The organism is Cellulomonas alba (assembly GCF_030362835.1).
GTDB lineage: Bacteria > Actinomycetota > Actinomycetes > Actinomycetales > Cellulomonadaceae > Cellulomonas > Cellulomonas alba.
Genome location: NZ_JAUCGQ010000001.1, coordinates 2699309 through 2717944, shown reverse-complemented (window position 1 = coordinate 2717944; position 18636 = coordinate 2699309). Strand labels below are relative to the sequence as shown.

Sequence of the window (18636 nt, the reverse complement as noted above, 5' to 3'; positions counted from 1 at the left end):
CTGTGAGCGAGTCCCACTTCCACGAGCACGACGACGACGCGCACGGCGCGCACAGCGCCGAGCCGCTCTCGGGCGTCGACCCCGGCCCGCTGCACGACGCGGTCGCGATGCTCGCCGCGGCGCTGCACACGTACGTCGACACGGCGGTGGGCGTGCGCGCCGAGTTCGGCTCCGAGGAGGCCGACGAGGACCCGCGGATCCTGGCGGTCGAAGGCGAGATCGGCGCGCTCAACGCGCGGCTCTACGACACGCTCCACGAGACGCTCGGCCTCCACGCCGACCTCACGGGCATGTCGTGGGACGACGGCGAGGAGGGCGACGCCGACGCGCCGCCGAGCGCGATCCAGGCGGACACGTTCCATCTCGGGTTCGTCGTCGGCCCGCCGACCGGCACGAGCGACCTGTCGCTCGACGGGGTCCTCGACCAGATCGACGCGAGCGGCGCCGAGATCGCCCAGCAGCTCGTCGACGCGGGCTACGAGGTCGCCGAGTGGGGCGTCTCGCGCGGCGGCCCGGTGCTCTTCGGCGACGAGGACGACGAGGACGACGAGCTCGGCGACGACACGGACGACGAGCCGGAGGGCGGACGATGAGCGACCCGGCGCACGTGCAGGTCGTCCGCGGCGAGCCCGACGACGTCGAGCTCGCGGCGCTCGTGGCGGGGCTCGTCGCGGCGTCGTCCGCGGCGGGTGACGAGTGGGTCGAGCGCCCCGCCGAGCGCTCCGCGTGGGTCGCGCGCCGCCACGGCGTCCGCCCCGCAGGCTGGCGCACCGGCCCCGACGCGTGGCGCTGGAGCCTGCGCGGCTGAGCCCGCGACCCCGCCACCGCTCAGCCCCCGGACCCCAGCGGGATCGTCACCGTGCCGATCTCCGACACGCTCCGCACCGTCCCGGCCGAGCCCCAGGGGTCCGCGTCGACGACGTCGAGAACGCGGTACGTCCCGGGTGGCACCACCGCGTCTGCGCAGCTGTGGGGGAAGACGGCGGTCGCGTAGGTCACCGGCTGCTCGCCGCGCACGACCCGCAGGCCCGGCACACCGGCCTGGACCGCGATCACCCGGCCTGACGCGTCCGTGAGCACGACCCGCGGCGACGCGGCGAACCCGTCCGGGAGCGCGGGCTCCGGCACGCCGAGCGTGCGCGTCAACGGGATCCCGTGCTGCGCCCACCGCATCGTCGAGCGCTCCTCCGTCGCGTTCACGGTGAGCGGGCCCGCGTCGCAGAGCGTCGCCGGACGGCCGCCCGTCACCGTCACGACCTCGCCTCCCGCGAGCACGGTCCGGACCGCGTCGCCGGCGCGCACGGGCTGGACCACGGCGAGGACGTAGTCCCCGTCCGGCAGCGCCGCGCCCGCGGCGCACGACACGACCGGCAGGTCGGCGCGGGCGAGGAACGACGGCGCGGTGGCGTCGCCGTCGCCCCCGGGCTCTTCCGGGGTCGTGGCGGCGCGCGCGACGACCGTCCCGCCCCGCAGCAGGACGGCCGTGCCGGGGCCCGCCGCGGTCGTCGCGTGCGACCCGCTCACGGAGGCGCCCGCGACGACGACATCGACGGTGGTGGCCCCCGGTGCGGCGACCCCGGCGACGGCGCCGACCGCCGCGTCGCCGGCCCGGCCCGTGAGCGCGTGCGCGTCCACGCGCGCACCGCACGCACCGTCCCCGGCCGGCGGCACGGATGGGGAGGGCGAGGACCCCGTCGGGGTCACCGGGTGCGTCGCGGTGCCCGGGCCCACCAGCGGGGGCCCGGATCGTGCGTGCGGCCCGAGGCCGACAGCGGTCCCCAGCACGCCCACGGCCGCGACCGCCACGGCGGCGGTCGTCGCCGACCGGACGCGCCGACCCCGGCGCACGCGCCGCTTGAGGTCCGACGTGTCCCACGTCGTGCGCGCCGCCGCACGGTCGGCGGCCCGCGCCAGGAGGTCGTGAAGCTCGTCGCTCATGGCTTGCTCACCTCGATCACCCATCGCGTGTCCCCGGGGTCCGCGTCCGTGCCGAGCTGCACGTGGAGCGCGCGCAGCCCGTCGCTCAGGTATCTCTTGACGGCACCCGGCGAGAGCCCGAGCCGTGCGGCGACCTCCGGCACGGTGAGGTCCTCGTAGAACCGCAGCACGACGCACGCGCGGACCCGGGGCGCGAGCGTCCGCAGCGCGGCCAGCACGTCCGCGCGGCCACCCGCGTGCTCCTCGATGCCCGGGTGCTCCTCGGGCCGAGCGAGCAGGTGGTGCAGGCCACGCCAGCGCCGGTCCCGCCGGTAGCCGTCGACGAACCGGGTGAGGATCACCCGCCGGACGTAGGCCTCGGCCGCCGCCGCGTCACGGACGGACGCGCGTCGGACGAACGTCGCGACGACCGCGTCCTGGACGAGGTCCTCGGCCGCCGCGACGTCGCCCGTCAGCAGGACGGCGTAGCGGAGGAGCGAGGCGCCGCGGTCGCGGACGAGCTCGTCCACGCGGCGTTCCCAGTCCTGCGCCATGCCCGTCCCTTCGCGTCGGTCTCCACGACGCCCCCTGCGCGCCCTGGACGATCGTCGTGGTGAAGACGCACGAGCGGGGCCGAAACGTTGGGGTCGTCCTGGTCAGGTGCGTGATTGCTACTGCCCGGTAAGGTCTCCCGGGTGACGACGACGCACGAGTCCTCCCCCGCTCCGCGCACCCCGACGGCGATCGACGCGATCGCCGAGGCCCACATCGACAGGTACGCGACCCTCGACCCCGTCTCCGCCACGGGCGTGGGCATCGCCGGCCACGACCACGAGATGACGGACTTCTCGCCGGCGGGGCACGCCGCCCGGGCCGACCTGTCCCGCGCGACGCTCCGGGAGCTCGACGGCGTCACCCCCGTCGACGACATCGACCGCGTCACGCTCGCCGCGATGCGCGAGCGCCTCGGCCTCGAGGTCGAGCTCGAGGAGGCCGGCGAGCCGCAGCGCGAGCTCAACAACATCGCGTCGGTGGTGCAGCTCCGCGACGTCTTCGACGTCATGCCGACGGGCACCCCCGAGCACTGGTCGAACATCGCCGCGCGGCTGAACGCGATGCCCGACGCGCTGGGCGGCTACGTCGAGTCGCTGCGCCACTCGGCGTCGCAGGGCCGCGTCGCCGCGATCCGCCAGGTCGAGGAGGCGATCCGCCAGGCCGACGAGCTCGCTGACCCGCAGACCTCGTTCTTCACGTCGTTCGTCGCGGGGCCGGAGGCCGACGCCGCGCTCGACGACTCGTCGTCGTGCTCGATCGTGCGTGCCGAGCTCGAGCGCGGCGCGACCGCCGCGCGCCAGGCGTACGCGAACCTCGCGAGCTACCTGCGCGACGAGCTCGCGCCCCAGGCGCCGGCCGCCGACGGCGTGGGCCGCGAGCGCTACGGCCTGCTGTCGCGGACGTTCCTCGGCGCGACCGTCGACCTCGACGAGACGTACCGGTGGGGGCTCGAGGAGCTCGCGCGCGTGGTCGCCGAGCAGGAGGCCGTCGCCGCGCAGATCGCAGGTCCGGGCGCGACCGTCGAGCAGGCGGTGGCCGTGCTCGACCAGGACCCCACCCGCCGCCTCGAGGGCACCGACGCGCTGCGCCGCTGGATGCAGGAGACGTCCGACGCGGCGATCGACGCGCTCGACGGCGTGCACTTCGCGATCGCCGAGCCGCTGCGCACGCTCGAGTGCCGCATCGCGCCGACGCAGAACGGCGGCATCTACTACACCGGTCCGAGCGACGACTTCAGCCGCCCGGGCCGCATGTGGTGGTCCGTGCCGCCCGAGGTGACGACGTTCAACACGTGGCGGGAGAAGACGACCGTCTACCACGAGGGCGTGCCGGGGCATCACCTGCAGATCGGCCAGGCCGTGTTCGAGCGCGCGACGCTCAACACCTGGCGGCGCCTCGCCTGCTGGATCTCGGGCCACGGCGAGGGCTGGGCGCTGTACGCCGAGCGCCTCATGGCGGACCTCGGCTTCCTCGACGACGCGGGCGACCGGCTCGGCATGCTCGACGGGCAGCGGATGCGCGCCGCGCGCGTCGTGTTCGACATCGGCGTGCACCTCGGCCTGCCGGCCCCCGCCGAGTACGGCGGCGGCACGTGGGACGCCGACAAGGGCTGGGAGCTGCTGCGCTCCAACATCAACATGCCGGAGGCGTTCATCCGCTTCGAGTGGAACCGCTACCTGGGCTGGCCCGGGCAGGCGCCGTCGTACAAGGTCGGCCAGCGGCTCTGGGAGGAGACGCGCGACGGTGCGGCCGCCGCGGCCCGCGCCCGCGGCGAGGAGTTCTCGCTGCGCGACTTCCACGCCCGCGCGCTCGCGCTGGGCGGCGTGCCGCTCGACGTGCTCAAGGGCACGTTCGTCGGCTGAGCAGTACCCGGCGCCGCAGACGACGAGGGCGCGCCCGCTCACCGGCGGGCGCGCCCTCGTGGCGTGAGCGGGTGCTCAGAAGAGCGAGTAGCCGTACTTGAACATCACCATCGCGGCGAGGACCACGATGAGCGCGATCGTCACGAACCAGTCGTTGCCGGCCGCGACGAACCGCCGCATGCCCGCGCCGCGCGGACCGGGGAAGAGGTTGCCGTCGCGCACGTTGATGCGCGTCAGGCCCGCCCACACGAGCGTCGTCGTCACGGTGATCAGCAGGCACCACGGGCACAGCGCGTGGATGCGGAAGAACGACTCGTAGAACAGCCACCATGCGAAGAGGAACCCGACCGTGTAGATGGCCTGCGCGGTCAGCATGAACCAGCGCGGGAAGACGACGCCGCCGATGATCGCGACCGCGACGGTGATGACGACGGCCTCGGCGGCGATGCCCAGGAAGGCGTTCGGGAAGTAGTCGCCCAGCAGGTGCGCGGCCCAGTCCTTGGCGACCGTCGCGCAGTTGATCTTGTCGTTGATGCTGCAGCTCAACGAGGCCTTGGGGTTCGCGGCGAGCTTGACGAAGTCGATCGACAGCACGAACGAGGCGATGAGCCCGATCGCGCCCGAGATCGCCATCTCGATCGCGGTCCTGCGGCGCCACTCGGGCGTCGCGGGGCGGTCGAGGTCCGGGTCGTCGTCGAGCTCGTCGAGCAGCTCGTCCGGGTCGACGTCGTCCGGGCCGACGTCGTCGACCTGCCGTGCGGACGCCTTCGTCATGTCGCTCACTCCTGCTCCTCCGCCTGGGGGACCCCGTCATTGTGCCGTGGCCGCGAGCGCGTGATGACGCCGAACGTCCTGTGAATCCTCGGGCCGGCCCGACGGGTCCGGCCGGATCTGCCGACGTAGGCTCGCGGCTCGTGACCCGCCTGCTGCTCGCCTCCGCCTCGCCCGCCCGCCGCGCCACGCTCCGCGCCGCGGGCATCGACCCGCTCGTGGCGGTCTCGTCGGTCGACGAGGACGCCGTGCTGGCCGCCGCCCGCGAGCGCTTCGGTGCGCTCGACCCCGCGGACGCCGTGCTCGTGCTCGCGCAGGCCAAGGCCGAGGACGTCGCCCGCGCGCTCGACGACGGCGCGCGCGAGCTCGTGGTGCGCGACGCGGACGGCGAGCCCGCGACGGACGACGACGACCTCGACGACGTGCTGCTGCTCGGCTGCGACTCGATGCTCGAGCTCGACGGCGAGGTGCTCGGCAAGCCGACGGACGCCGACGACGCGGTGCGCCGCTGGCGCGCGATGCGAGGTCGCACCGGCGTGCTGCACACGGGCCACTGGCTCGTCGACCTCCGCCCCACCGGCGCCGACGGCACCGGCACCGGCACGGGCGCGACGTTCGGTGCGACCGCGTCGACGACCGTCCACTTCGCCGACGTCTCCGACGCCGAGGTCGCCGCGTACGTCGCGACGGGCGAGCCGCTCCTCGTCGCGGGCGCGTTCACCGTCGACGGGCTCGGCGGGCCGTTCGTCGAGAGCATCGAGGGCGACCACCACAACGTCGTCGGCCTGTCGCTGCCCCTGCTGCGCGAGCTCCTCGGCGAGCTCGACGTGACGGTCACGGACCTCTGGCGGAGCTGACCGCGTTGGCGGATCGGGACAAGGCGGGACGCCGCGTACCGCCCGCGCCTCCCGCGTCGTCGTAGGGTCTCTACAAATCCACGTGCCGGGACGTTGGTCGGTCCTCCAATCTTGCGCGGCGCCTCCGCCCCGACACGGGCCGCTCGCGCCCCGGGCGTTACGGTGAGCCGTGCCCAGCTCCGCCGCCCAGGCCATCACCAAGGTCCTCATCGCCAACCGCGGCGAGATCGCCGTGCGCGTCGCGCGTGCGTGCCGCGACGCGCGGATCGCCTCGGTCGCCGTCTACGCGGACCAGGACCGCGAGGCGCTGCACGTGAAGGTCGCCGACGAGGCGTTCGCGCTCGACGGCGCGCGGGCCGCGGACACCTACCTCGACGTCACCAAGCTGCTCGACGTCGCGAAGCGCGCGGGCGCCGACGCCGTTCACCCCGGGTACGGGTTCCTGTCCGAGAACGCGGGCTTCGCGCAGGCCGTCATCGACGCGGGCCTCGTCTGGATCGGGCCGCCGCCCGCGGCGATCGAGTCGCTGGGCGACAAGGTGAGCGCCCGCCACATCGCGCAGCGCGCGGGCGCGCCGCTCGTCGCCGGCACGCCCGACCCGGTGTCGGGCGTCGACGAGATCCACGCGTTCGTCGCCGAGCACGGCCTGCCGGTCGCGATCAAGGCCGCCTTCGGCGGCGGCGGCCGCGGGCTCAAGGTCGTGCGCACGGCCGACGAGATCGACGAGCTCTACGAGTCCGCGGTGCGCGAGGCCGTCGCCGCGTTCGGCCGCGGCGAGTGCTTCGTCGAGCGGTACCTCGACAAGCCGCGCCACGTCGAGACGCAGTGCCTCGCGGACGGCCACGGCACCGTCGTCGTCGTCAGCACGCGCGACTGCTCGCTGCAGCGCCGCCACCAGAAGCTCGTCGAGGAGGCGCCGGCGCCGTTCCTCACCGAGGCGCAGCGCGCGCAGCTCGTCGAGTCGAGCAAGGCGATCCTCCGCGAGGCGGGCTACGTCGGTGCGGGCACGTGCGAGTTCCTCGTCGGGGTCGACGGCACCGTCAGCTTCCTCGAGGTCAACACCCGCCTCCAGGTCGAGCACCCGGTGACGGAGGAGATCAGCGGCATCGACCTCGTGCGCGAGCAGCTGCGGATCGCGGCGGGTGAGCCGCTCGGCTACGACGAGGTCGCGACGCGCGGCCACTCGCTCGAGTTCCGCATCAACGGCGAGGACCCCGCGGCCGGGTTCCTGCCCGCACCCGGCAAGATCTCGACGCTGCGCTTCCCGTCCGGTCCGGGCGTCCGCGTCGACTCCGGCGTGGTCGAGGGCGACACGGTCTCGGGCGCGTTCGACTCGATGATCGCCAAGCTGATCGTCACCGGCGCGACGCGCACGCAGGCGATCGAGCGGGCTCGTCGCGCGCTCGCCGAGCTCGAGGTCGTCGGCATCCCCACGGTCGTGCCGTTCCACCGCGCGGTGCTCGACGAGCCCGCGTTCGCGCCGGCCGACCCCGCGCAGCCGTTCTCGGTGCACACCCGCTGGATCGAGACGGAGTTCGCGGACAGGCTGCCGTCGCTCACCGGTCCGACCACCGCACCGGCCGACTCGGAGGACGACGAGGCCGGCGCGCTCGAGCGCGTCGTGGTCGAGGTCGGCGGCAAGCGGCTCGAGGTCGTGCTCCCCGCGGCTCTCGCCCTGGCCCGCCCGGGCGCGGGACGTCCGGGAGCGCCCGCCCGCCGGCCCGCGCGCCGCCCCGCGCAGCGCGCCGGCGGCGGCAACGGGACGACGCTCGCGTCGCCGATGCAGGGCACGATCGTCAAGGTCGCGGTCGAGGACGGCTCGACCGTCGCCGAGGGCGACCTCGTCGTCGTGCTCGAGGCGATGAAGATGGAGCAGCCGCTGGTCGCGCACCGCGCGGGCACCGTGAGCGGGCTGACGGCGTCCGTGGGCGCGAGCGTCACCGCGGGCGGCGCCATCTGCGACATCCTCGGCTGACGCGACCGGCTCGCCCGTGCGACCCGCGCAGCCACCGGACCTCCCGTCCGTCCCCGCCCCGCCGCAGCACCCGCACCACCGCCAGCCCGGCGACGGCTGGGTCGAGTGCGCGTGCGGGCGCCGGCACTGGGGCCTGTTCGGCGCCGCCGGGCTGCTGCTGGCCCGCTACCCGGACGGGAGGACGGGCGGCGCGCCCGACGCGATCGTGCTCCAGCACCGGGCGCCGTGGAGCGACCAGGGCGGCACCTGGGGCGTCCCGGGCGGCGCGCGCAACCCCGACGAGCCCGCCGTGGACGCGGCGCTGCGCGAGGCGGCCGAGGAGGCCGGCATCGACCCGGCCGACGTCGTCGTGCTCGGCACGTCCGTGCTGCACCACCCCGACTGGTCGTACACGACCGTGCTCGCCCGCGAGCGCGTGCCCGGCGCCGTGGAGCCCGCGGTCACCGACCCGGAGAGCGTCGAGATCCGGTGGGTGCGGGTCGGCGACGTGGAGGCGCTGCCGCTGCTGCCCGCGTTCGCGGAGGCCTGGCCGGACCTGCTCGGGCGGCTGACGGCGGGCGCCTGAGCCGCTCCGACCGCTCGCGCGGCGCCCGCGGTGTGCGTCGTCTCACATCCTCGGACCGGGGTTCAGCCGAGGGCGAAGTGAGGTTAGTCTTACCTTCGCTCGGGCGACGCTGCGATCAGCCGGCGCCCCGGTCCACACCCATCCACGAGGGAGACGTCGGTGCTCGCGACGCTGGTGATCGGCCTGCGCGAAGGCCTCGAGGCCGCGCTGATCGTCGGCATCCTCGCCGCCTTCCTCAAGCGCAACGGGTCGTCGCTGCGACCCATGTGGCTCGGCGTCGCCGCGGCCCTGCTGCTGAGCGTGACGATCGGCGTCGGCCTCGAGCTCGTCTCGATGAGCCTGCCGCAGCGTGCCCAGGAGGGCATGGAGACGGTCGTGGGCGCCGTCGCGCTCGTGTTCGTCACCGGCATGGTCGTGTGGATGAGCACGCACGCCCGCGGCCTGAAGAAGGACCTCGAGGCGCACGCGGGCGCGGCGCTCAAGGACGGCACGACGTGGGCGGTCGCCGGCATGGCGTTCCTCGCGATCGTCAAGGAAGGCTTCGAGACCTCGGTCTTCCTGCTCGCGACGTTCCAGAACTCGACGAGCGTCGGCGCCGCCGCGCTCGGTGCGGTGCTCGGCATCGGCATCTCCGTCGTCATCGGCATCGGCCTCTACCAGGGCGGGATCCGGTTCAACCTCGGCCGGTTCTTCCAGGTGACGAGCGTCTTCCTCGTGCTCGTCGCGGCCGGGCTCGTCATGGGCGTGCTGCGCACCGCGCACGAGTCCGGCTGGCTCACGATCGGCCAGACGAAGGTCGCCGACCTGTCGTGGCTCGCGCCCTACGGGAGCGTGCAGGCCGCCCTGATCACCGGCGTGCTCGGCATCCGCGCCGACCCGCGTGCCGTCGAGGTGCTCGGGTGGACGCTCTACCTCGTGCCGCTGCTGGCGTACGTGCTGTGGCCGCCGAAGCGTCGCGCGCAGGGCGCGCAGGTGCCGCGCCTGCAGCTGTCGCTCGCCGCGGGGCTCGCCGTCGTCGGCCTCGTGCTGGTGGTCGCCGTGCCGGCCGCCGCACCCGCGCGCGCGGGTGGGCCGGTCGACGTGGTCGCCGGCTCGGACCGCGTCGGCACCGCCGACGTCGAGCGCGGCGCCCTCGTGCTGACGACCGCCGACGGCAGCACGCGCACCGCGCTGTCGCACCCCGTCGCCGCCGTCCGCTCGGGTGTCGACGCGACGCGGTGGACGTGGACCGGCCAGGACGCAGCGGACCTCCCGGCCACGCTGACGCTCACCGAGCTGGTCGCCCTCGCGGGCGGCCGCCTGCCGGTCGGCGTCGACCCGCAGGCCGCCACCGGACCGTACGACGCGGCGTGGACCGTGACGACCACGGGCACCGCGTGGACCGCGCACGGCTCGCTGCTCGACGCGACGCAGACGGGCAAGGCCGTCGTCACGCTGTCGGGCGGCGGGCTGCAGATGCCGCGTGCGATGACCGTCGCGACGCTCCCCGGATCGGCCGGGCCCGCGCAGTGGCAGGTCGACCCGGCCACGGTCGCGGCGACCGCCGACCGCCTGGCCGACGCTCAGAGCGCCGCCGCGGACCGCACGCTGTGGAACCGCTGGCTGCCGCTCGTCCTGCTCGTCGCCGCCGCCGCGCTCGCCGCGGCCGGGCTGCGCCACCGCCGCGCTTTGCGCGCCGCGGTCCCCTCGACCCCCACGCCCGTGGCGGCCCCCGCGGCTGCCCTCCCCGTCGACGCCTGAGGAGCTCCTCACCGTGCAGAACCCGACCTCGTCGCGCCCGCGCACCGCAGCGGCCGCAGCCACGGTGGCCGCGCTGGCCGCGCTCGCCCTGGCCGCGTGCAGCTCCGGCGGCGGCGAGCCCGCCGCGCAGCCGTCCGGTTCCGCCACGTCCGGCGGCGCCGCCAAGGTCGCCGTCACCCTGACCAGCGCCGGTGGCGCCGACGCGTGCGAGGTCGACACGACGTCGGTCCCCGCGGGTCCCGTGACGTTCACGGTCACGAACAAGGACTCGGCCGTCATCTCCGAGATCGAGCTGCTCGCGGGCCAGCGCATCGTGGGCGAGAAGGAGAACCTCGCGCCCGGGCTCGCGCCCGTCAGCTTCACGGTCACGCTCGACGGCGGCTCGTACGCGGTCTACTGCCCCGGCGCCGCGACGGACACCGTGCCCTTCACCGTCACCGGCCAGGCGGCGACCCCGACCGGCGGCGCGTCGGCGATCCTCGAGGCCGGCACGACGACGTACGCGACCTACGTCGCCGGCGTGGTCGCGTCGATGGTGACGTCGGTCGACGCGCTCAAGGCCGCGGTCGACGCGGGCGACCTCCCCGCCGCCCAGAAGGCGTACGCCGCGGCGCGCCCGTTCTACGAGCGCATCGAGTCCGACGTCGCCGGCTTCGTCCTGCCGGGCGCCGATCCGACCGACAACAGCGGCAACCTCGACTACCTCGTCGACATGCGCGCGTCGAACCTCGACGACGCCGTCGGCTGGCACGGGTTCCACGCGGTCGAGAAGGACCTCTTCGAGGCGAAGACGATCACCGCCGGCACGAAGACGCTCGCCGCGGAGCTCGACGCCAACGTCCGCAAGCTCGCCGAGCTGTCCCGGTCGCTCACCTACAGGCCCGAGGACCTCGCCAACGGCGCGGCCGGCCTGCTCGAGGAGGTGCAGGCGAACAAGATCAAGGGCGAGGAGGAGCGGTACTCGCACATCGACCTCGTCGACTTCGCCGCCAACGTCGAGGGCGCCGAGCAGGCGTTCGCGAACCTCGAGCCCGGGCTCGAGCAGATCGACCCCGACCTCACGGCGACCGTCGAGCAGCGGTTCGACGACGTCAGGGCGCTGCTGAAGACCTACGAGGACCCGACCGCGCTCGGCGGCTACAGGCCGTACACCGCGGCGCTCAAGGCGAGCGACTCGGCCAAGCTCAGCCAGGCGATCCAGGCCCTGCAGGAGCCGCTCTCGTCGATCGCCGAGAAGGTGGCGACCGCCCGGTGAGCAGGCACGACGGGGGCGTCTCGCGGCGCGCCTTCCTGGGCGGCACCCTCGGCGGCATCGCCGCGGGCGCGCTCGTGGGCTTCGTCGGCGCCGACTCCGCGCAGGGCTCGGCACCGGTCGCGGGCGGCACCGACCCCACGCTGCAGTACCCCTTCTACGGGCAGGCGCACCCCGCCGGGGTCGCGACGCCGCCGCAGCGGCACTGCCTGTTCATGACGTTCGACCTGACGACCACCGACGCGTCCGCGCTCCAGTCGCTGCTCGCCCGGTGGTCCGCGGCGTTCGACGTGCTGATGGCCGGCCACGAGCTCGGCACCGCGGACCCGGACCGCCCGCACGCCGTGCCGACCGACACCGGCGAGGCGACCGACCTCGGACCGAACGGGCTGACGCTGACGCTCGGCCTGGGCCCGGGCGTGTTCGACGACCGGTTCGGCCTCGCGGCGCGCAAGCCGGCGAAGTTCGACCACCTGCCGGCGCTGCCGTCGGACCAGCTCCAGGACGCGCTGACCGGCGGCGACCTGTCGATCCAGGCGTGCGCCGACGACCCGCAGGTGGCGTTCCACGCGGTGCGCGACCTCTCGCGGCTCGCCCGCGGCGTCGCCGTCACGCGGTGGACCGTCATGGGCTTCGGGCGCGCGTCCGCCGGCCAGGGGCAGACCACGCCGCGCAACCTGCTCGGCTTCAAGGACGGCACGCGCAACATCCGCAGCGACGCGGACCTCGGCCAGTTCGTCTGGCACGACGGCCAGGACCAGGCGTGGATGAAGGGCGGCACCTACCAGGTCGCGCGCAAGATCCACATGCACGTCGAGAACTGGGACACCGACCGCATCGAGGACCAGGAGCGCGTCTTCGGCCGCGACAAGCGGTCCGGCGCTCCGCTCACCGGGACCGGCGAGTTCGACACGCCCGACTTCGCGAAGACCGACGCGAGCGGCGCGCGCGTGATCGACCCGCAGGCGCACGTCGCGCTCGCCGCGCACGAGAACAACGGCGGCCTCAAGATCCTGCGCCGCTCGTACAACTTCACCGACGGCATGGACGAGACGGGCCAGATCGACGCGGGGCTGCTGTTCCTCGCGTACATGAAGGACCCCGCGCAGTTCGTCACGCTGCAGACGCGCCTCGGCTCGTCCGACGCGCTCAACGAGTACATCTCGCACGTCGGCTCCGGGGTGTTCGCCGTGCCGCCCACGCCCGAGCGCGGTCACTTCATCGGCGAGGCGCTGTTCCAGTGACGCGCCGTGCGGCCCCGGCGACCATCGGGCCGGTCGTCCGCCCGGCAGGTGTCGGCCGGCGGGTGGCGCGAGTACCGTCGCGCGCGTGACGAGCGACGACGCGACCGAGCCGCCGCCGTCCCCGCGCCCGTCCGGGGCCCTCCCCGCGCCGTTCCCGCCGCCGGCCGGCCGGTCCGCCGCACGGCCCGATCCCGCCGCGCTCGCCGTCCCGCCCGACGCGGGAGTGCCCACGCGGGTCGCGCTCCTCGCCGTCCTGACCGCAGCGTGCCTCGAGCTCGTGCGCGCCTCCGGCCCGCTGCTCGACCGGTGGTTCACGGTCGGCACGGTCGACGCCGCGGTGGCCGCCGTGGTCACGTTCGCCGGCGCGGGCGTCGTGGCGGGGCTGCTGCTGCTCGTCACGGGCAGGGCCGACGGCGCGCCCGACGGACGGACCGTGCTCGTCGGCGCGGTGCTGCTCTCGGTGCTGCGCCTCGTGGTGCAGTGGCTGACGCCCACACCGGCCGACGGCACCGAGCACCTCGGGCTCGCGTTCGACGTGCTCGGGCTCGCGACCGTGACGACCGCCCTGGCCGTGCTGACGCTCGTGGTCGCCCACGTCGCGGCGACCCCGGGCACCGTCGTCAGCCGCCGGGAGACCGCGCAGACCGTCACCGTGCTCCGGGCGCTCGTGCCCGGGGGCTGGCCCGGCGGTGCTCGGCAGGCCGCGTTGGGGCTGCTGCTCGGGTGCAGCCTCGCGGTGTCCGTGCAGATGGTCCTCGCCACCTGGGACGCCGTGTGGCGCACCGGCTGGGTCGGCTGGGAGGTGACCGTCGTCCTCGTCGTCGTGCTGATGCTCGCGGCGCGCGGGCTCGTCGCCGGGCCGGCGGGCCCCGCCCTGCCCGTCGGGCGACCGCGCCGGCTCTGGGCCGTCGGCCCGTTCGTCGGCCTCGCGACGATCGTCGCGGCCAACCCCGCGTTCGCGGCCTCCCAGTCGGGGGTCGCGCTCGGCGTCGCGGGGTTCGTCCTCGTCGGAGCGCTGACCGCCGGCGCGTGGCTGCTGCTGCGACCGGACGCGTGGCACGGCTCGGTGCGCGTCGCGGCCGCGGTGCTGCTCGTGGGCGCGACCGTCGGCGCGATGTGGCTCGACGACTGGGGCGCGCTCGTCGCGCTCGCGGTGTTCGACGTCGCGGTGGGCATCGTCCTGACGGGCGCGCTGAGCTCGCGGCGCACGGCTCCTCCGGGCATCCCGCGGGCCACGGGCGCGGTCGCGGTCGCGGGCCTGGGTGCCGGCGCGCCGCTGCTGCTCTACTACCTCGACTACGACGTGCCGCTCCCGGTCGACAACGCGTGGGTCGTCGTCGCCGGGGCGGTCGTGCTCGCGCTCACCGGGCTGCGCCGGCGCACGCCGCGCGGCGCGAACGGCACCGGTCCGTCGGCGACGGCGGGTTCCGAGCCGCGCGAGCCGGTGCCGGCGCGCGTCAACGCCGTGCGCCTGCTGCTGCTGCCGCCGCTCGTGCTGGCGCTCGTCGGCCTCGCGCCGAGCGGCACGACGACCCACGGCGCCGACGTCCCCGCGCGATCGGCGTCCGACGAGCTGACGCTCGTCGACTGGAACCTGCACTACGAGGTGTCCCCGTTCACGGCGGTCGACCTCGAGGGGATCGCGGCCCGGATCGAGGCGGAGCACCCGGACGTCGTGACGCTGCAGGAGGTCGAGCGCGGCTGGGTGCTCGGCGGCGGCGTGGACGCCGCGACCTGGCTCGCGCACCGGCTCGGCATGACCGTCGAGTTCGCACCCGCCGCGGACCGCCAGTTCGGCAACGCGATCCTGGCGCGCTCCGCGCTCACCGACGTCGCCGTCCACCCGCTCCCCTACGGCGCCGGGCCGCAGCACCGCTCGGCCCTGTCGGCGACGCTGACGACCGCCGGCGGCACCCGCGTGCGCGTCACCTCCGTCCACCTCCAGCACCGGGACACGAACACCCCGACGCGGCTGGCCGAGGTCCGCGCGCTGCTCGCCGCCGAGCCACCGCGCGGCCCCGCGCTGCTCGCGGGTGACCTCAACGCGACGCCCGGCTCGCCCGAGGTCGCGCTGCTCGAGGGCGCCGGGTGGCGGTCCGCGGTGGACGCCGTCGGCGACGAGGGCGCGCTCACCTCGACCAGCACGGATCCGACCGAGCGGATCGACTGGGTGTTCGGTCACGGCGTCACGTTCGTCGCCGCCCAGGTGCCGACCGGGCCGCGCCAGTCGGACCACCTGCCGGTGGTGGTGCGCCTCAGGACGGGTGGCTAGCGCACGTCCTCGCTCGAGTCCGTGGGTTCCCGCCGCCCCTCGGACCACGAGACGGCGATCGTCGTCGCGGCGCAGCCGACCAGGATCACCGCGGCGCCGACGACGAACGCGACCCGGCTGCCCAGCGACCTGACCGACCACAGCACGAACGCGGCCGCGAGGCCGCCGTAGAGCGCGCGCACGGCGCTGCGGCGGTTCATGCCAGGTGCCAGAGGCCGACGACGTTGCCGAGCGCGAGCGAGACGGCCACGGGCAGCCCGTAGACGAGCCCGAGCGCCCCGCCCATCGTCACGTGCTCACCGACGGTCGGTGGCCCGAGCGTCGCATCGGGCGGCGCGACCGCGAGAGCCCAGCCCAGCCGCGCGAGCGACCCGACAGACGCGCACCCGCCGAGCACGCTCATGAGCAGCAGAGCCGCTTTGAGCACGGCGTCCACGACGTCCGTCGGCATGGCGCCGATGCTCGTCCGCGGATGTCGAGGCCGTCAAGACGCCCCGTCTGTGCCGGCTGGTCAGCCCTCGCGCAGGACCTCGGCGACGAAGCGCGCCGACCGCTCCTGCAATCCGGCGACCCGTCGCGCGACGACCTCGGCCCGCGCCTCCGCCGAGTCGCTGCCCGCCTCGATCCGGGTCGGGCGCCGGCGCACGTTCCGCGAGCAGCCGAACTCGGTGCAGATCAGCGTCCCGATCGTGTTGCCCTTGCGACCGGCGGCGCCGGCCCGCCGCGCGACGTACAGCGTGACGTCCTCGGTCTCGACCACGTCCTCGCACCACGCGCAGACCGCGCTGGTCCGGCGCTGCCCACGGTCCGACGACCGCAGCAGCACCCCGACCGGCGTGCCGTCCAGCGGGACGACCGCGTACGCCGACAGCGGCGCCTTGCGGTCGCGCCACCCGAGGTAGTCGAGCCGGTCCCAGTCGAGCTCGGCCAGCACGGGCAGCGTCGCGTCGGCCGCCTCGCGTCGCGAGGCGTTCACGAACGACGCGCGGATCTGCTTCTCGGTGAGGGGTTCCATCCGTCAGTCCCTGTTCTTGTGGTCGGCCTGCCGCTGCGCTTCGCTCCGGGCGAGTGCCGCGCTGCGCGCGAGCCGCACCCTGCGCTGGGAGGCGTCAGTCCCTGTTCTGGTGGTCGGACTGCCGCTCCGCTTCGCTCCGGGCGAGTGCCGCGCTGCGCGCGACCCTCACCCTGCGCTGCGCTCCGCGTCAGTCCTCCGGTGCGACGTGGAGCATGCGGGCCACCTCGCCGATCGTGCCCGACAGCGACGGGTACACCGTCGGGACGCTCGCGAGCTGGTCGACCGTCAGGCGCTGGGCGACCGCGATCGTCAGCGGGAAGATCAGCTCGCTGGCGCGCGGGCCGACCAGCACCGCCCCGAGCACCGTCCCGCTCCCGGCGTGCGCGAACAGCTTGACGAAGCCCTCCCGGATGCCCTGCATCTTGGCCCGCGGGTTGCGCGCGAGCGGCAGCATGCTCGTCCGGTACGTGACGCCCTGCTCGACGAGCCGCGCCTCGCTGAACCCGACCGTCGCGATCTCGGGCGCCGTGAAGATGTTCGCCGAGACGCCGCGCAGCGAGAGCGGGGCGACCGCGTCACCGAGCGCGTGCGACATCGCCGTGCGGCCCTGCGTCGCCGCGACCGACGCGAGCGGCAGGACGCCCGTCACGTCGCCGGCCGCGTAGACGCCGCGGACGTTGGTGCGCGACACCTTGTCGACCTCGATGTGGCCGCTGGGCCGCAGCCGCACGCCGGCCTCCTCGAGGCCGAGCCCGGCGGTCGTCGGGATCGAGCCGACCGCGAACAGCACGTGCGAGCCCTCGACGACGCGGCCGTCGGCGAGCGCCACCTCGACGCCGTCCCCGACCCGGCGCGCACCCGCCGCGCGCGACTGCGACAGCACGTTCATGCCGCGCGCCTTGAACACGTCCTCGAGCAGCTGGGCGGCGTCGGCGTCCTCGCCGGGGAGCACGCGGTCGCGCGACGAGACGAGCGTGACGTCCGCGCCCAGGGCCGTGTACGCGCCGGCGAACTCGGCGCCCGTGACGCCGGACCCGACGACCACGAGGTGCTCGGGCAGCGCCGTGAGGTCGTAGAGCTCGGTCCACGTGAGGATCCGCTCGCCGTCCGGCACGGCCTCGGGCAGCACGCGCGGCGTCGCGCCCGTCGCGACGAGCACGACGTCGGCGTCGAGCACCTCGTCGGTGCCTCCGGCGCCCGCATCGACGCGCACGCGCGACGCCCCCTCGAGGCGCCCGGTACCCGCGACGAGCCGGACGCCCTCGCGGTCGAGGCGAGTGCGGATGTCGGCGGACTGCGCGGCCGCGAGCGCCCGTACGCGCATGTTCACCGCGGCGAGGTCGATCGTGTGGCGCATCGCCGCCGACGCGCCCGCGGGAGACGACGCGTCGCGGATGCCGAGCTCGGGCGCGGTGTCGGCGAGCGTCATCCACTCGGCCGTCGCGATCAGCGTCTTCGACGGCACGACGTCCGTCAGCACCGCCGCGCCGCCGAGGCCCTGCCGCTCGACGACCGTGACGTCCGCGCCGAGGCGCCGCGCGACGAGCGCCGCCTCGTACCCGCCGGGACCGCCGCCGATGACGACGACGCGCTGACCGTGCTGCTCCGAGGTGCCCACGGGCGTCCATTGTGCCTGCCGCCGCGCTGGCCGTCGTGCCGCGGCCGAGCGGGTGCGGTGCGCGCGTGGCAGGGATCACGCCGCCGGGCCGCCCCGGCGTGGGCGCCGGATACGCTCGCCGGGTGAGCCTCGACCTGGACGACCCGACCACCGACCCGTTCGACGTCGCGCGCGAGGCCGCCGCGTTCCTCGCGAGCGCGACGGGCGTCGAGCGGCACGACGTCGCGCTCGTGCTCGGCTCGGGCTGGGGCGGCGCCGCCGACCTGCTCGGCGAGACCGTCGCGACCGTGCCGAGCTCGGACGTGCCCGGCTTCTCGGCGCCCGCCGTGGTCGGGCACGTCGGCACGATCCGCTCGGTCCGGATCGCGGGTGACGACGCCCGGCCGGACCGCCACGCGCTCGTGCTGGGCTCGCGGACGCACCTGTACGAGGGCCGCGGCGTGCGCCGGGTCGTGCACGGCGTCCGGACCGCGGCGGCGGCGGGCTGCGCCACCATCGTGCTGACCAACGGCTGCGGCGGTCTCAACCCCGCGTGGGGACCCGGCACCCCCGTGCTCATCCGGGACCACCTGAACCTCACGGCGACGTCGCCGCTCGAGGGCGCGACGTTCGTCGACCTGACCGATCTCTACTCGTCACGGCTGCGCGCCGTCGCGCGCGAGGTCGACCCGGGCCTCGACGAGGGCGTGTACGTGCAGTTCCGCGGACCGCACTACGAGACACCTGCGGAGGTCGCGATGGCGGGCCGGCTCGGCGGCGACCTGGTCGGCATGTCGACGACGCTCGAGGCGATCGCGGCTCGGCACGCGGGCCTCGAGGTGCTGGGTGTCTCGCTCGTGACGAACCTCGCCGCCGGGATCTCGCCGGTGCCGCTGTCGCACGAGGAGGTGCTCGAGGCGGGCATCGCCGCGGGGCCGCGGATCAGCGCGCTGCTCGCGAGCATCGTCCGCCTCGTCTGAATCGGGACCTCCGGCGAGCCGCCGTCCCTGGCCG

At 75.2% G+C, this 18636-nt stretch carries 18 protein-coding genes; 11 read left to right on the top strand and 7 right to left on the bottom strand.

Features of this window, described 5'->3' with window-relative positions:
- The first annotated feature begins 2 nt into the window (after positions 1–2).
- Together QRT04_RS12370 and QRT04_RS12365 are read left to right on the top strand one after the other, a co-directional pair.
- Complete coding sequence (locus QRT04_RS12370; RefSeq protein WP_289455586.1) at positions 3–593, top strand: hypothetical protein; 591 nt, start codon at positions 3–5, stop codon at positions 591–593.
- A complete protein-coding gene (locus tag QRT04_RS12365) occupies positions 590–808 on the top strand; it encodes an acyl-CoA carboxylase epsilon subunit (protein ID WP_289455584.1) in 219 nt (72 codons plus the stop codon). The genes QRT04_RS12370 and QRT04_RS12365 overlap by 4 nt, the downstream gene beginning before the upstream one ends.
- 20 nt (positions 809–828) lie before the next feature.
- On the opposite strand, the gene QRT04_RS12360 is transcribed toward QRT04_RS12365, so the two are convergent.
- The gene (locus QRT04_RS12360; protein WP_289455583.1) at positions 829–1938 is read right to left on the bottom strand and encodes a hypothetical protein; all 1110 of its coding nucleotides are present in this window, start codon (positions 1936–1938) and stop codon (positions 829–831) included.
- On the bottom strand, positions 1935–2471 hold the full coding sequence (locus tag QRT04_RS12355) for a SigE family RNA polymerase sigma factor (protein WP_289455582.1): 537 nt from the start codon (positions 2469–2471) through the stop codon (positions 1935–1937). The genes QRT04_RS12360 and QRT04_RS12355 overlap by 4 nt, the downstream gene beginning before the upstream one ends.
- Before the next feature lie 141 nt (positions 2472–2612).
- On the opposite strand from QRT04_RS12355, the gene QRT04_RS12350 reads away from it, so the two are divergent.
- Positions 2613–4334, top strand: a complete 1722-nt coding sequence (locus QRT04_RS12350; RefSeq protein WP_289455581.1) for a DUF885 domain-containing protein — start codon at positions 2613–2615, stop codon at positions 4332–4334.
- Positions 4335–4409: 75 nt separating this feature from the next.
- Here QRT04_RS12350 and QRT04_RS12345 read toward each other — a convergent pair whose 3' ends face one another.
- Positions 4410–5108, bottom strand: coding sequence for a vitamin K epoxide reductase family protein (locus QRT04_RS12345; RefSeq protein ID WP_289455789.1), 699 nt, complete (start codon positions 5106–5108; stop codon positions 4410–4412).
- Between the two features lie 140 nt (positions 5109–5248).
- Between QRT04_RS12345 and QRT04_RS12340 the strand changes: the two genes are divergently transcribed.
- From QRT04_RS12340 to QRT04_RS12310, 7 genes are all read left to right on the top strand, one after another.
- A complete protein-coding gene (locus tag QRT04_RS12340) occupies positions 5249–5962 on the top strand; it encodes a Maf family protein (RefSeq protein WP_289455580.1) in 714 nt (237 codons plus the stop codon).
- 169 nt (positions 5963–6131) lie between these two features.
- Positions 6132–7937, top strand: coding sequence for an acetyl/propionyl/methylcrotonyl-CoA carboxylase subunit alpha (locus QRT04_RS12335; RefSeq protein WP_289455579.1), 1806 nt, complete (start codon positions 6132–6134; stop codon positions 7935–7937).
- Between the two features lie 16 nt (positions 7938–7953).
- Positions 7954–8502, top strand: a complete 549-nt coding sequence (locus QRT04_RS12330; RefSeq protein WP_289455578.1) for an NUDIX domain-containing protein — start codon at positions 7954–7956, stop codon at positions 8500–8502.
- Positions 8503–8661: 159 nt separating this feature from the next.
- Entirely contained in the window at positions 8662–10242 is a 1581-nt protein-coding gene (gene efeU / locus QRT04_RS12325; protein WP_289455577.1) for an iron uptake transporter permease EfeU, read from the top strand.
- 13 nt (positions 10243–10255) lie between these two features.
- Complete coding sequence (gene efeO, locus QRT04_RS12320) at positions 10256–11497, top strand: iron uptake system protein EfeO (RefSeq protein ID WP_289455576.1); 1242 nt, start codon at positions 10256–10258, stop codon at positions 11495–11497.
- On the top strand, positions 11494–12738 hold the full coding sequence (efeB, locus tag QRT04_RS12315; protein ID WP_289455575.1) for an iron uptake transporter deferrochelatase/peroxidase subunit: 1245 nt from the start codon (positions 11494–11496) through the stop codon (positions 12736–12738). The genes efeO and efeB overlap by 4 nt, the downstream gene beginning before the upstream one ends.
- An 85-nt stretch (positions 12739–12823) precedes the next feature.
- On the top strand, positions 12824–15010 hold the full coding sequence (locus QRT04_RS12310; protein ID WP_289455574.1) for an endonuclease/exonuclease/phosphatase family protein: 2187 nt from the start codon (positions 12824–12826) through the stop codon (positions 15008–15010).
- On the opposite strand, the gene QRT04_RS12305 is transcribed toward QRT04_RS12310, so the two are convergent.
- The 4 genes from QRT04_RS12305 to QRT04_RS12290 form a co-directional block, all read right to left on the bottom strand.
- Complete coding sequence (locus tag QRT04_RS12305; RefSeq protein WP_289455573.1) at positions 15007–15210, bottom strand: hypothetical protein; 204 nt, start codon at positions 15208–15210, stop codon at positions 15007–15009. The genes QRT04_RS12310 and QRT04_RS12305 overlap by 4 nt on opposite strands.
- The gene (locus QRT04_RS12300) at positions 15207–15461 is read right to left on the bottom strand and encodes a hypothetical protein (protein ID WP_289455571.1); all 255 of its coding nucleotides are present in this window, start codon (positions 15459–15461) and stop codon (positions 15207–15209) included. The genes QRT04_RS12305 and QRT04_RS12300 overlap by 4 nt, the downstream gene beginning before the upstream one ends.
- 60 nt (positions 15462–15521) lie before the next feature.
- Positions 15522–16025: an FBP domain-containing protein gene (locus tag QRT04_RS12295; RefSeq protein WP_289455570.1), complete on the bottom strand. Its 504-nt coding sequence runs from the start codon at positions 16023–16025 to the stop codon at positions 15522–15524.
- A gap of 187 nt (positions 16026–16212) precedes the next feature.
- Positions 16213–17715 (bottom strand): NAD(P)H-quinone dehydrogenase, encoded by a 1503-nt coding sequence (locus QRT04_RS12290; RefSeq protein WP_289455788.1) that lies wholly within the window; start codon positions 17713–17715, stop codon positions 16213–16215.
- Positions 17716–17765: 50 nt separating this feature from the next.
- Between QRT04_RS12290 and QRT04_RS12285 the strand changes: the two genes are divergently transcribed.
- Complete coding sequence (locus QRT04_RS12285; protein ID WP_289455569.1) at positions 17766–18602, top strand: purine-nucleoside phosphorylase; 837 nt, start codon at positions 17766–17768, stop codon at positions 18600–18602.
- Positions 18603–18636 lie beyond the last annotated feature (34 nt).

Coding starts and splice junctions, on each gene's coding strand:
- QRT04_RS12365 (WP_289455584.1), top strand. CDS start 590: ATGAGCGACCCGGCGCACGTGCAGGTCGTCCGCGGCGAGCCCGACGAC.
- QRT04_RS12360 (WP_289455583.1), bottom strand. CDS start 1,938: ATGAGCGACGAGCTTCACGACCTCCTGGCGCGGGCCGCCGACCGTGCG.
- QRT04_RS12355 (WP_289455582.1), bottom strand. CDS start 2,471: ATGGCGCAGGACTGGGAACGCCGCGTGGACGAGCTCGTCCGCGACCGC.
- QRT04_RS12345 (WP_289455789.1), bottom strand. CDS start 5,108: ATGACGAAGGCGTCCGCACGGCAGGTCGACGACGTCGGCCCGGACGAC.
- QRT04_RS12305 (WP_289455573.1), bottom strand. CDS start 15,210: ATGAACCGCCGCAGCGCCGTGCGCGCGCTCTACGGCGGCCTCGCGGCC.
- QRT04_RS12300 (WP_289455571.1), bottom strand. CDS start 15,461: ATGCCGACGGACGTCGTGGACGCCGTGCTCAAAGCGGCTCTGCTGCTC.
- QRT04_RS12295 (WP_289455570.1), bottom strand. CDS start 16,025: ATGGAACCCCTCACCGAGAAGCAGATCCGCGCGTCGTTCGTGAACGCC.